At 58.0% G+C, this 13,013-nt stretch carries 8 protein-coding genes and 1 pseudogene; 2 read left to right on the top strand and 7 right to left on the bottom strand.

Features of this window, described 5'->3' with window-relative positions; genetic code table 11:
* Together AC1DH9_RS08485 and AC1DH9_RS08480 are read left to right on the top strand one after the other, a co-directional pair.
* A pseudogene (locus tag AC1DH9_RS08485) lies at nucleotides 1–366 on the top strand (hypothetical protein); the annotation flags it as partial.
* Nucleotides 367–491: 125 nt separating this feature from the next.
* Nucleotides 492–2,189, top strand: a complete 1,698-nt coding sequence (locus tag AC1DH9_RS08480) for a glycosyltransferase family 39 protein (protein WP_477808044.1) — start codon at nucleotides 492–494, stop codon at nucleotides 2,187–2,189.
* Here the strand turns inward: AC1DH9_RS08480 and AC1DH9_RS08475 are convergent.
* From AC1DH9_RS08475 to AC1DH9_RS08445, 7 genes are all read right to left on the bottom strand, one after another.
* Nucleotides 2,136–3,746 (bottom strand): FMN-binding glutamate synthase family protein, encoded by a 1,611-nt coding sequence (locus AC1DH9_RS08475; RefSeq protein WP_427532959.1) that lies wholly within the window; start codon nucleotides 3,744–3,746, stop codon nucleotides 2,136–2,138. The genes AC1DH9_RS08480 and AC1DH9_RS08475 overlap by 54 nt on opposite strands.
* A 247-nt stretch (nucleotides 3,747–3,993) precedes the next feature.
* Complete coding sequence (locus tag AC1DH9_RS08470) at nucleotides 3,994–4,794, bottom strand: helix-turn-helix transcriptional regulator (RefSeq protein WP_427541145.1); 801 nt, start codon at nucleotides 4,792–4,794, stop codon at nucleotides 3,994–3,996.
* Nucleotides 4,795–4,893: 99 nt separating this feature from the next.
* Nucleotides 4,894–6,300: an ATP-binding protein gene (locus AC1DH9_RS08465; RefSeq protein WP_427541142.1), complete on the bottom strand. Its 1,407-nt coding sequence runs from the start codon at nucleotides 6,298–6,300 to the stop codon at nucleotides 4,894–4,896.
* Complete coding sequence (locus tag AC1DH9_RS08460) at nucleotides 6,297–8,108, bottom strand: DAHL domain-containing protein (protein WP_427541139.1); 1,812 nt, start codon at nucleotides 8,106–8,108, stop codon at nucleotides 6,297–6,299. The genes AC1DH9_RS08465 and AC1DH9_RS08460 overlap by 4 nt, the downstream gene beginning before the upstream one ends.
* Nucleotides 8,105–9,064, bottom strand: coding sequence for a cytochrome-c peroxidase (locus tag AC1DH9_RS08455; protein ID WP_427541136.1), 960 nt, complete (start codon nucleotides 9,062–9,064; stop codon nucleotides 8,105–8,107). Before AC1DH9_RS08455 ends, AC1DH9_RS08460 begins: the two co-directional genes overlap by 4 nt.
* A gap of 42 nt (nucleotides 9,065–9,106) precedes the next feature.
* Nucleotides 9,107–10,978 (bottom strand): GGDEF/EAL domain-containing response regulator, encoded by a 1,872-nt coding sequence (locus AC1DH9_RS08450; protein WP_477808043.1) that lies wholly within the window; start codon nucleotides 10,976–10,978, stop codon nucleotides 9,107–9,109.
* A partial coding sequence (locus AC1DH9_RS08445) for a GGDEF/EAL domain-containing response regulator (protein ID WP_477808042.1) occupies nucleotides 10,975–13,013 on the bottom strand: 2,039 nt, incomplete at its 5' end. The genes AC1DH9_RS08445 and AC1DH9_RS08450, both read right to left, overlap by 4 nt.

The raw sequence follows: 13,013 nt of genomic DNA, 5'->3' as shown, positions 1-13,013 counted from the left end.
GCCAACAGGTTTCTTTACTATCCCTTTGCGTATTACAACAAGACTGGCGTGACACCGATGCTTTATACGCCTCCCAAAAAGGACGGTACTTCCGGACATCCCGATGGCTATCTAACCTCGACACTGACTCAACAAAACGCAGATAAGGTCTATCTCGATAACCTTGAACGCCTGACACCGGGCTCAGGTCGGGTGTGGGTGCTGGACGGCCGTGGTGACGGGGCGCAGCCGGTCGTTATCCCTGAAAACTGGCGGCTGCTCGATACCTTTACCCAGGGGGATGGTGACGTCCGATTATTTTCAGTAAGCCCCCGGGATTCCGAGAAAAAACAAAAAAAAACCAATCCGAGCAGCCCCGTTAGCTAGCCTTTATCAATGACAGCAGAGTGTTTTATCGAGAGCGTTTAGCGTAAATACGGATTCACAATGAGGGTGAGTTGTCGGCGGGCAGGCACCTGTTTCTATCAGGTTTACATTGTCGGGGAGAAAATATGAACTTTCAGCGTCGTGACGATACGGGGTTTCTATCCCTGCACTCATCGGTAGAAAGCGGTGGGTGGGTGCTGGTCATGATGCTCGCGATCATTGTTCGGTTTTACTGCATCAGCCTTCCTTATTTCTGGACCGATGAAGCGTTCTCGGCGTTGGTGGGGGTTCAGTCGCCGGGGCGTATCTGGTTTCACCTGGGGCATGACGTTCATCCGCCGCTGTATTTTCTGGTGCTGCATGCCTGGATGGCGGTTTTTGGTGAGRGTGTGTTTGCGATTCGGGCCCTGAGTGCGCTGGCGGGGGGTGCGACAGTCGCGTTGGGCATGTGGCTGATGCGATTGATCAGCACACCGAGGGTGGCCTTGTTGGCCGGGTTGTTCCTGGCCCTGTTACCGATATCCGTTCGCTACAGCCAGGAAGCCCGGATGTATACGCTGGAGGGGGTATGGCTGCTGGGCGCAACCATCGCCTTGGTCTATTGGCTTAAAAGCGCTCGCAACCGATACCTGATGAGCTATCTCGTGCTCATGACGGCCGCGTTATACACCCATTACCTGGCTGTTTTATGTTTGTTGTCTCACTGGTTATACCTCGTTGTCTTGCGTCTTCAGCGAGATAAAACCCTTCATTACCTTTCGCGGCCAATGTGGTGGGGCACGAATGTGGCCATTGTTGTTCTTTATATTCCCTGGTTGATCAGCCTGGGCAATGAGCTGTTTTTAAATACGGAGAAGCTGGAGACCGGAGGGGATATTTTCTGGATCCCTGAATTGACGATCTATACGTTGCCTTCAGCGGTCTGGAAGTTTTTAACGGTGAAGAGTGGACTGGAGTTTGCCAGCCCGATTTATGTACTGCTTCCGGCGCTGGTAATGGCATCGGTGGTGTGGGTCGGGTTCAAGGAAAGAAGCCGGTTGAAACTTGAGCTGTTGCTGGTTATCTACGTGCTGTTGCCGGTGTTGATTGTTTTTGTGGTGTCATTCGGTTTTCCCATTTTTGTTGAACGGTACATGGCCTTTGCGGCGCTGGGCTTGCCGATGACAGCGGCGTTGGCAATCAGCCGGATAGCACATCGCACGCGTGCCCTGGCGTGGGTATCGGCCTTGTTGTTGGTCGGCGTTCAACTCATGGGGTTGAATACAATCTATCAACAACAAGATGATCTGGATGATCCACGCAACGCGTCCCAGTATCCGCTTGACGATATTGTGTCGCGTATCAATGAAAACGCGATCGCAGGCGATAACATCATTGTGGATGGCGCGTACTGGTATTACAGCGTTGCTTACTACAATCGCTCCGACATTCAACCAAGGCTGTATCAGGCGCCCTGGGATAACAGCACGGCTCACCGACCCAACGGGTATGGCGCGTCGACGTTGATTTATCAGGATCGGGATAAGGTCTTTCTCGACAACCTTGTCAGCATATCGCCCGACATCAAGCGAGTGTGGTGGGTGACATCGACTCGCCTGGCGGATGAAGAAAACCACTTTCCAGGCAATTGGCAGTGTGTGTTCGCGCAAGGCTTGGGAGACATGGAGCTTCGACTCTATGTGACCCGCGCCTGGGCAGAACAAATCACCACCGCCACCACCACCGGCGGCGGCTGTGCTACCCAGCCACCAGATAATCGCGAGTATGCCTTACACGACATTGGCCTCAAAACTGTCAGCCCGAGCCATCTGCCACATCCGTGAATAGAACTCGCCGTTCACTTCGCCGGTCAGCAACTCGCCGGGTTTGAGGAACACGTGCAATTGGGAAAACAGTTTGATCTCGGTCGCTGACATGCGCCGTACCAGGTGTTTGGCCGACAGCTGCGACGGGTGTTCGAGGCCGGCCGCGGCGAGCATCTCGGCCAGGGCCTTGAGGGTGCTGCGATGGAAGTTGAACACGCGCTGTGCCTTGTCTGGCACCACCAATGCGCGTTGGCGCAGGGTGTCTTGAGTGGCGACGCCGGTCGGGCACTTGTTGGTGTGGCAGCTTTGCGACTGGATGCAGCCGATGGCGAACATGAAGCCACGGGCCGAGTTGGCCCARTCGGCACCAATTGCCAATACGCTGGCGATGTCGAAGGCGCTGACGATTTTGCCGCTGGCGCCGAGTTTGATCTTGTCCCGCAGGTTCAGGCCCACCAGGGTGTTGTGCACGAACAGCAGGCCTTCACGCATCGGCACGCCGATGTGGTCGGTGAACTCCACCGGCGCAGCGCCAGTACCGCCTTCCTTGCCGTCGACCACGATGAAGTCCGGCAGGATGCCGGTTTCCAGCATGGCCTTGGCAATGCCCATGAACTCCCATGGGTGGCCGAGGCAGAACTTGAAGCCCACCGGTTTGCCGCCCGACAGCTCACGCAGTTGCTTGATGAAGTGCATCATTTCGATCGGTGTGGAGAACGCGCTGTGGCGCGATGGCGACACGCAGTCCTGGCCCATCGGAACGCCACGCGTGTCGGCAATTTCCTGGGTCACTTTATGCTTGGGCAGAATGCCGCCGTGGCCGGGTTTGGCGCCCTGGCTCATTTTGATTTCGATCATCCGTACCTGCGGGTCTTGAGCCTGGGCGGCAAAGCGTTCCGGGTCGAAGCGTCCGTCGGCGGTGCGGCAGCCAAAGTAGCCGCTGCCCAGTTCCCAGGTCAGGTCGCCACCGTGTTCGCGGTGGTAGGGGCTGATGCTGCCTTCGCCGGTGTCATGGGCGAAGTTGCCGAGTTTGGCGCCCTGGTTGAGGGCGCGGATTGCGTTGGCGCTCAGCGAGCCGAAGCTCATGGCCGAGATGTTGAAGACTGAGGCCGAGTACGGTTTTGTACATTGCGGGCCACCAACGTCCACCCGGAAACTGCTCGGGTCACTCACGGGCGCCGGGCGCATCGAATGGCCGATGAACTCGAAACCCGACTGGTACACGTCGATCAGCGTGCCGAAGGGTTTGTCGGCGCTTTCGTTCTTGGCCCGCGAATAGACCAACGAACGCTGGGCACGGGAGAAGGGCAGGGCGTCGCTGTCGGATTCGAGCAGGTATTGGCGGATTTCCGGGCGAATGCCTTCGACCAGATAACGGATATTGCCCAGGATCGGGTAGTTGCGGCGTACCGCGTGGGGGCTTTGCAGCAGGTCGAAAATACCCAGCAGGCTCAGCAGGCCAGTGACGATGGAGATTGGCCAGAGCCAGTCGTATTCAAGAAACGGCAGGCTGGCGAGGGTGAAAATCACACAGACGGCAAAGAAGGCGTAGCGGCTCAGGAGTGACAGGCTCATACGGTTTCCTTGGGTTCGGACTCAATCAGTTATTGGATCTACTTCGTAGCAGCTGCCGAGCCTGCGAGGCTGCGTTAGAGGCGGACCGCGTTCGGGCGAAGTCCTCGCAAATCCTGCATACGCGGTTTGCCTGAAAGGGCGCGTTGCCGGACTTAACGACCGCTGCGCGGCCGGACGCCGCCTCGCAGGCTCGACAGCTGCTACGGGTGTGGCTCGGCACCTATGTCAATCGCAGGCGAGCCAGCGACTACGTGTTTTGTGCCTGGAGAAATATAGAGAACAGTTCGGACTGGGATTTGATCCCCAGCTTGCTGTAAATGTGTTTCTTATGGACTTTCACGGTTTCGGCAGAGATTTCCAGCTTACGAGCGATTTCCTTGCTGGAGCAACCGCTGAGCATCCAGCGACCGACATCCAGCTCTCGGGCTGTCAGTTGTGCGCCCTTGAGCTGTTTCACCGAGGCTTCGAGGCGGATACGCCAGTCGCTGTGTTGGGCCGGTTGCGCAGGCGTCGGTGTTTCATTGATCTCAAACGGCAGGCGCTGACGCAGCAGGCTCGATACCCAGGGCTGGATCAGTGACAGCAGGGCTATTTGTTCGCTGCTGAAACGCTGTTTGCTACCCAGCGAAAGGCACAGCGTACGGTCGCCCTCAAGTTGGCAATTGAACTGGATTTCGTCGGCCACCACATTCAGACGAAAGTAGCGCTGGTAATACTCGGTCAGTTCGAAATGCTCCGGCGCTACTTCGGACAGGCGATAGAGGCCGGTGCGCGATTGTTCGCGGCAGGCGATGTAGAAGGGGTCCAGCAGGAACAACCCCATGAGGTAGTCCTGAAACAGCGGGTCCGGGCTGCCGCCCTCGCTCGGGCTTTCGGCGAATACCTGCGGGAGTTGATCGTCATTGAAAAGCAGCGCCACCCAGCTGTCGAAGGTCACGTACTGGTCCAGCAGGCGCAGCAGTTGCGTCCAGAAATTGGGTTTGTCCAAGGCGTCAATCAACTGCCCGACCGAGCGGTGCCAGGCGATGTCTTCCAGCGAGAGTTTCATTCGTCGATCCCTATCGGCCGATTGCTGCCGTGCATACTGGCGCACAGGGACTGGTCGGGCAATCATCGAAAGATCGTCCGAACGCGGCCGGACGATCTTTCAGGTCACGAGGTTTGACTGGCGGATCGGCAGTTCGATGCGAAAGGTGGTGCCTACCCCGACTTCGCTGCGCACGGTAATGTCGCCATGATGCTTTTTCACAATACCGTAGGACAATGACAGGCCTAATCCGGTCCCCTGGCCCACTGGTTTGGTGGTGAAGAAGGGATCAAAGATTTTCTGCAGGCATTCGGGCGCGATGCCTGAGCCGGTGTCCGCCACTTCGATCCAGACTTTTTCCCCGGCAACCCCGTTACTCAGGGTAATGGTCCCGCGTTCGGGGCCCATGGCCTGGGCGGCGTTGACGATCAGGTTCATGATCACCTGATTGATCTGCGAGGGCAGGCACTCGATCTCGGGAAGCGTCTGGTAGTGCTTGATCACGTCGGCCTTGTACTTGAGTTCGTTGGCGACAATGTTCAGCGTCGAATCAATACCCGTTTGCAGATTGACCGATTGCCACTCCTGGCTGGTGTCTACGCGTGAGAAGTCCTTCAGGTCCCTGACGATTTGCCCGACCCGGTTGATACCGTCCTTGGACTCCTTGATCAGCAGCGGAATGTCTTCACGCAGGAAGTCCAGTTCCACTTCTTTACGCAACGTTTGGAGCCGTTCGAGAAGCTCAACGGAGCCAATGGCTTCTTCGGCCCCCTGATAGGCGTCGAGCATGCTCTGCAACTGCTTGAAGTAACCGTCCAGGGCGCCGAGGTTCGAAGAAATAAAGCCGATGGGGTTGTTGATTTCATGGGCGACACCCGCCGCCAGTTGCCCCAGGGACGCGAGTTTTTCCGACTGTATCAACTGGCTTTCGAGCTGCTTGCGCTCGTCGATCTCCTGTTGCAGTTCGACGCTCGCTTGCTGGAACTGCCGGGTCCGACGTTCTACCAGGTGCCCCAACTGATCCAGTTGTACGCTGGCGCGTTCGGTCATGTCCCATTTGCTGGTCAAGGTATTGGCCATCTGCTGGACTTCGATGTTGTCGAAGGGTTTTTTCAGGATCAGCAGTCGGTCGTGGGCCTGCAGGCGATTGAGCAGGTCATCCCAGGAGTAGTCGGAATACGCCGTACAGACCACCACCTGCAAACGCGGATCGGCTTGCCATAAATGCTCGATGGTTTCGGCGCCGTCCCAGCCCTGTGGCATGCGCATGTCGACGAACGCCAACGCGTAGGGGCGATTGTCGTGTTGGGCCTGGACCAGTTTGCCCAAGCCTTCCTGGCCAGCATAGGCTGAATCCAGCTCGAAGCCTTGGCTCGTCGCTTTGATTTGCGTGCCGAACAGCGCGGACTCCATCTCGTCCAGTTCGCCGTGTTGTGGCAGCTCAGGTGTCAGGATCTTGCGAAAGTCGTCATGGATCGACGGTGTATCGTCGATCAGCAGGATACGTCGATTCGATGACTCGCTCATGTTTCACCTTCGGCGATTTTCAAGGGGATTTTCAAGGTGAACAGTGCACCTTTTCCCGGACCGTCGCTGTGGGCTGTCAGGTGGCCATTCATCTCGATGGCGGCGAGGGCGCAACTGTGCAGACCAAAACCGTGACCTTCCTTGCGCGTGGTGAAACCGTGGGCAAAGATCCGGGTCATGTTTTCGGCCGAGATGCCTTCGCCTTCGTCCTTGACGCTGACCTGCAGCGTGGCGTCGTCGACGACCTTGACCCCCAGGGTCATTTCCCGGGGGCGGTCGCTAAGGTCCGACATGGCGTATTTGGCGTTGCTGATCAGGTTGATCAGGATCAGCAACATCCGGTGTTTATCGCCCATGACCGTGGGCACTTCGGCGTAGTCCTTGACCACGGTGACGTGGTGGCGGGTCAGGGCGCCCGAATTCATGCGCAGCGCGTCCTCAAGCAGTTCGCTGACTTGCAGCGGCTCCATCAGGCTGTTGGCCCCGGCGTAGGACTGCTGGGTGGCAACGATGTCYTTGATGTGGTCAACGCTTTTGCTCAATTGCGCCAGTTCGTCGCTAATGCCTTGCTGCTCAAGGGCAATGGCGTCCACCAGTTGATTCAGGTAGCCGGGCAGCAATTTGCCTTTTTCGTCTTCGGTGATGAAGTGGCCGAGATCACCCTGATGCTCATTGATCAGCTGCATCGCCTTGCCCAGCCCCAGCGCCTTGCTGTTGCGCAGTTTGCGGGTGACCAGGTCGGCGGAGATATTCACGCTGTTGAGCACATTGCCGACGTTGTGCAGCACGTTGGTGGCGATCTCGGCCATCCCGGCCTGGCGTGCGGTATCCAGCAGTTCGCTTTGGGTGTCCTTGAGTTCGCGGGTGCGCTCCTCAACCCGATGTTCCAGGCTTTCATTGGCCGCTTGCAGGTCCTTGTTGACGCGGTTGATTTCCGCAAAACTGCGTAGCAACCCATTGGCCAGAAACAGTAGCAACAGCACCAGCAGCGCCGAAAAAACCGCCATGTAGAAGTGGTAGCGTTGATCGACTGCATCGGCCTTTTGTTGATCGTTGTCCAGCAGGCTGGTGATGTTGTCCAGGCGCTCGGACACGGGGACTGCCTCGATCCGTTCCAGCAGGTTGTTGACCAGGGGTTGTTCACGCAGGATCAGCGCGATGTGGTTGCTGAGAAGCTCCACCGGTGTGTGGAACTCGGCAGGCAGGCGGTCTTTGTTCACCGCCAGTTTGTTCAAGCCGAGCAGGATGTCGGCGGCTTTGTCGTCGGACGTGACCTGGGAAAACTCCAGGCCGCTGAGTAGCAGGTCGTAGGTATCGGTGGCGGTGTTCTGCATTTGCAGTTTGTTTTCGTCCCCAAGGCGTGCGAACTGGTTCTGAATGTCGTCTTCGGCAGTGGGCAGGAACGCCAGTGAATTGCGCAGCACCGCGTTGTGTGACTTGAATTGTTCGACCAGCCGGGTCTTTTCCTTGATCGCGTTCAGGTAAGCGTCATGGCTGGTTTGCCACTGTGTCGAGTCGTTGCGACCGTGTCTGGACTCTATCGAGTCGAATCGTTCCCACAGACGGCTCATTTCGGTCAGCGGCGAAACCAGTGGATCGTAGTTGTGGACTAGGGCGATCCGGGCCTTGAGGATCTCGGTTTCCCATTGCGCGTCCAGTTGTTTGATCTGGCGGATCAGATCCCGCGATTCGGTATAGGTCGAGGTTTGATCCGAACTGGACTTCAGATACAGGAACAGCAGGATCGAGGCCAGCAAGACGGTCATGCCGGTGAGCAACAGCAAACTGAGTCGACGGGACACTTTCATAATGGTTTGCCTCCCCACTCGCCGGTCAGGGTCTTGAGGAATTTGATGATCAGGGCCTTGTCTTCTTCGGAAGGGACTCGCCCCAACTGGAACTTGAACATCACATCAACGGCGTCTTCGAGGGTTTTCGCCGTGCCGTCATGGAAGTACGGCGCGGTCACCGCGACGTTGCGCAGGCTGGGGACCTTGAACACGTTGCGGTCTTCCTCGTCCTTGGTCTCCAGGTAACGACCCAGGTCCGATTCGGTCGGATTGCCCCGCGCCTGGAAGTAATCGCCCATCACCCCGAACTTCTGGAACATGTTGCCGCCGATGTTTACCCCTTGATGACAGGCGATGCAGCCGTAGTCCTTGAAGCGTTGGTAACCGTATTTTTCGTCAAGGCTGAGAATATCGGTGTTGCCCTTCAGGTACTGGTCGAAACGCGAATTGGGGCTGAGTAATGTGCGTTCGTAGGTGGCCAGGGCATTTTGCACATTGGCCGCAGTCACCCCATTGGGGTAAGCGTTGCCAAACGCCGAGCGATAGGTCGGGTCAGTGGACAGCATGTGCACCACGTGTTCCCAGTTGCTGCCCATTTCAGTGGAACTTTCCACCACTGCGTGAACCTGGTCTTCCAGGGTAGCGACGCGACCGTTCCAGAACTGCCTGAAGTTCAGGCTGGCATTCAGCACGCTGGGGGTATTGACGGTCAGCGGCTGGCCGTCGAAACCGATGGAAAATTGCTTGTTATCGGCACCGCCCTTTTCCAGGTGATGACAACTGGCACAGGACAGGCTGTTGTTGACCGACAACCGCGTTTCGTTGAACAGCTGACGACCCAGTTCGACGCGCTGAGGGTCTTGCGCAGGTACCGATGGCAGCGGTTTGAGGGGTTCGTCCAAAGGCTCGGCACTCGCCGTCAGGCCGAGTCCGAGCATCAGTGTGGTGAGCAGCGTGAATCCATAGGGCGACATCTGAGATTCCTTTGCCGGGTGCCTGCCTGTCGGGGCGTCGGTCTATGTGCGCGGTTGTGTCTGTTGGCTGTCGGTGAGCAGCTGTACGAATTCCTGGGGGAGCACGGCTTTGCTGAAGAAGTAACCCTGCCCTTCCTCACACTGGAGGGCCTTGAGAAAGTCCAGCTGTTCCAGGGTTYCCACGCCTTCGGCGATGATATTGAGGTTGAGGCTCTTGCCCAGGCTGATGATGGCGCTGACCAGCGCCGCGTCGTTGTTTTCGCTACTCAGCCCGCGTATGAATGATTGGTCGATTTTCAGTACATCGACCGGGAACCGTCGCAGATAACTCAGGCTGGAATAACCGGTGCCGAAGTCATCGATTGCCAGGCGCACGCCCAACGCCTTGATGGCGTGCAGGGTCTGCACGGTAGCCTCGACGTTCTGCATCAGCACGCTTTCGGTGATTTCGAGCTCCAGCAGCGTCGGGTCGAGGCCGGTCAGTTCGAGGATCTGCACGATACCATCGACAAAGTCGTTCTGACGAAAGTCGATGGCGGAAACGTTGACGGACATACTGATCGCTGGCAATCCGGCCAGTTGCCAGGCTCGGGCCTGTTGGCAGGCCTGGGTCAATACCCATTTGCTCAGGGGAACGATCAACCCACTGTCCTCGGCCACTCCGATGAAATCCGTTGGGTACACCCACCCGTGACCGGGTTTTAACCAGCGAATCAAGGCTTCCGCACCGACCACTTTGCCGGAACGCAAATCAAGTTTGGGTTGGTAATGCAGGACGAACTCGTCGCGCTCCAGCGCCAGACGCAGGCCGGATTCGATGCTTTGCTGTTTACGGGCGCGCTGATTCATCTCGTCGATGAAAAAGCTGAAGTCGTTAAGGCCTCTTTCCTTGACGTTGTGCATCGCGGTTTCGGCTTTCTTGATCAACGGTACGGCATCGAAGCCGTCGTCCGGGTAGATGCTGATGCCCAGGCTGGCGGTCACGCTCAGGTCATGGCCGGCAATGTGCTGCTGGGTGTTGACGGCTTTCAGCAGCTTTTCGGCAATGCCTTTGGTTTGCTGGGGATGGTGGACGTCCGCGAGGATCACCACGAACTCGTCGGAACCGTAGCGAAACACCGAATCGGATTCACGCACCGTGGACACGAGGCTCTGGCCTACCCGTTTGAGCATTTCGTCGCCAACCGGATGGCCCAGTGCGTTGTTGATACGCTTGAAGCGGTCCAGCCCCAGAAACATCACGGCCAGTTGTTTGTCGTGCCGCCGTGAAAGGGCCAGGGACTGAGTCAGTCGATCACCCAGCAAGGTGCTGTTGGGCAGACCGGTGAGTACATCGTATTGCAACAGATGGGAGACTTTGAGCAACTCCTGAACGCGGTCCTCGATGGTTCGCTCCAGGCTGAGCATTTTTATCGCCGCGTCCTGCGCCATCTGCCATTTCCAGGTCAGGGCACTGGCCATCTGACGGATTTCCAGGCTGTCGAAAGGCTTTTTCAGCACCAGCAACTGGTCGCCGAACGCCAGGCGTTCGGCCATCGCTTCCCAGGTGTAGTCAGAGAAGGCGGTGCATAACGCAATTTGCAGGTTCGGGTCGACCTCCCAGAGTCGTTCGATGGTTTCCAGGCCGTCCCAACCTGGCGGCATGCGCATGTCGGTAAACGCCAGGGCATAAGGCCTGCCCTCGGCCTGGGCACGTTTTACCAGTTCCAGCGCTTCTTTGCCCTGGTAGGCGGAATCGAGGAAAAACTTCGGGTGAGCGCGTCGTTCAGTGCCGAATAACAGCTCTTCGGTGCCGGCCAGCGACGGCTCATCCGGCACATCGGGGCTGAGGATCTTGCGAAAGTCCTGATGGATCGAAGGCATGTCATCGATGATCAGGATGCGCCGGTTGGTGGGGGCGAACGATGGTTTCATCCCCGGTCCTCCGGTGTATAGGACGAGTCTTCGAGCAGCGGGTTCGTTGCGCCGGGGAAGGTCGGAGGCACGATGCTGCCGGCCATCAGCAACGCCGCTGCCTGCTGGCCGCTGACAGCTTTGCTGAAGTAATAGCCCTGAGCGTTCATTGGCGAGCCGGTGGAGATCAGCGAGCTGCGATGTTCCTGGGTCTCGACACCCTCGGCAATGATGCCGATCCCCACTTCGCGGGCGAAATTGATGATCGCGCGCARGGTCGTGGCGCTGGCGGGATCGCGGGTCGCGGTGTCGATGAAGGCCTGGGCGAGTTTGAGGTGATTGACCCGATAGGTCTTGAGGTAGTCGAACGAGGAGTACTCGGTGCCGAAGTCGTCGATGGCTATTTTCACCCCCAGCTCACGCAAGCGCGGCAGCACATCGTTGTGGGTCCATTTGGTTTGCGCCAGTGTCGCTTCGGTGACGTCGAAGCGCAGGTCCCAGGGGCAGAGGTTCCACAGGGCCGTGGTGCGCAGCACGTCGTAGATCAGGTCCGGACCGCTCTTGAGCTGGGCCAGCGAAAGCTTGATCGCAATCACCGGGGGCGCCATGCCATCGTCGCGCCACTGACGCATTTGCTGGCAAGCGCGATTCAGCAACCAGTGCCCGAGCGCGATGATTACACCGGTTTTTTCCGCCGCGGGAAGAAACATATCGGGTTCCAGTATTCCTCGCTCTGGATGACTCCAGCGGACCTGGGCTTCCATGCCGAGGATCTTCCCGGTGCTCAGGTCGACTTCGGGCAAGTAATGCAGTTCCAGCTGGTTTTGCTCGATGGCCTGTTTCAAATCGTTGGCAATCGACACCCGGTCGAGTACTTCCTGATTGATCTCCTCGGAGTGGAAATGGTACTGGTTGCGGCCTTTTTCCTTGGAGCGATACAGCGCCATGTCGGCCTGAGCCAACAGGCTCTCGGGACTCAAGCTGATACTGGAGTAAGTACTGATGCCGATGCTGACCGAAACCCGCACGTTGTTTCCGTCGAGTGTGTAGGGCAGCACCAGCTCATCGCGGACCTTGCCTGCCAGGGCCGCCGACTGTGTTGGGTCGTTGGCATCGAGTTGCACGATTGCAAACTCGTCACCACCCAGACGCGCCACAAGGTCGTTTTCGCGGACACAGGCCTTGATGCGTCGGGCGACTTCCTGCAACAGCAAATCCCCGATGGGATGCCCCAGGGTGTCGTTGATGCGTTTGAAATGATCGAGGTCCAGGTAGAACACGGCGAAGGGTGCGCCGCCCCGACGGGCGGCAGCGAATGCCTGGTGCAGACGTTCGAGGAGCGTCGTCCGATTGGCCAGCCCGGTCAGCCCGTCGGTACGTGCCAGCAGGGCGATCTTCTCTTCGGCCAGTTTGCGTTCGGTGATATCGATGATGATGCCTTCGACTTCCAGCAAACGACCGTCCTGGTTACGCACCGGCACGTAGCGGTTTTCGACCCAGCGCCAGTCTCCGGTGCCGGTGCGCAGACGAAACTCGATGGACGCCCCGACAGCGTCCCGGTCGAGTATCCGTGCCATGGCATTGTCGACTTTGCCTTGGTCCTCGGGATGAATCAGCTCCTGAGCCCAGTTTGCCGACGCCACCAATTGCGCGGCCACGTGACCGAATTTGGTGATGTTGTGGGAAATGTACATCAACGGGAACGAGGGTTCGCCGCGCAGCCGGTACAAAATGGTCGGGCTGTTCTGCACGATGATATTGGCGTCGGACAGCTCGCGGGTGCGCTCTTCGACCGCCTGCTCCAGCAGGTTCATCTTTAATGCGGCTTCTTCGGTCATTTGCCATTTGACGGTCAGGGCGCTGGCCATCTGGCGGATTTCGATGGCATCAAAGGGCTTCTTCAGGATCAGCAGGCGATCGCCGAGTTCCAGTCGTTCGGCGATATCGTCCCAGGAGTAGTCGGAATACGCGGTACACAGCGCGACTTGCAGTTTTGGATCGACCTGCCAGAGCCGTTCGATGGTTTCCAGACCGTCCCAGCCGGGCGGCATACGCA

The sequence above is a fragment of the Pseudomonas sp. 05T35 genome (genome assembly GCF_056396605.1).
Note: the sequence above shows the minus strand (reverse complement) of the source record. Positions and strands in the feature narration are given on the sequence as shown.

Bases quoted from the DNA above. Each gene is read 5' to 3' on its own strand.
- AC1DH9_RS08465 (WP_427541142.1), bottom strand. From the start codon at position 6,300: ATGAGCGAGTCATCGAATCGACGTATCCTGCTGATCGACGATACACCG.
- AC1DH9_RS08470 (WP_427541145.1), bottom strand. From the start codon at position 4,794: ATGAAACTCTCGCTGGAAGACATCGCCTGGCACCGCTCGGTCGGGCAG.
- AC1DH9_RS08455 (WP_427541136.1), bottom strand. From the start codon at position 9,064: ATGTCGCCCTATGGATTCACGCTGCTCACCACACTGATGCTCGGACTC.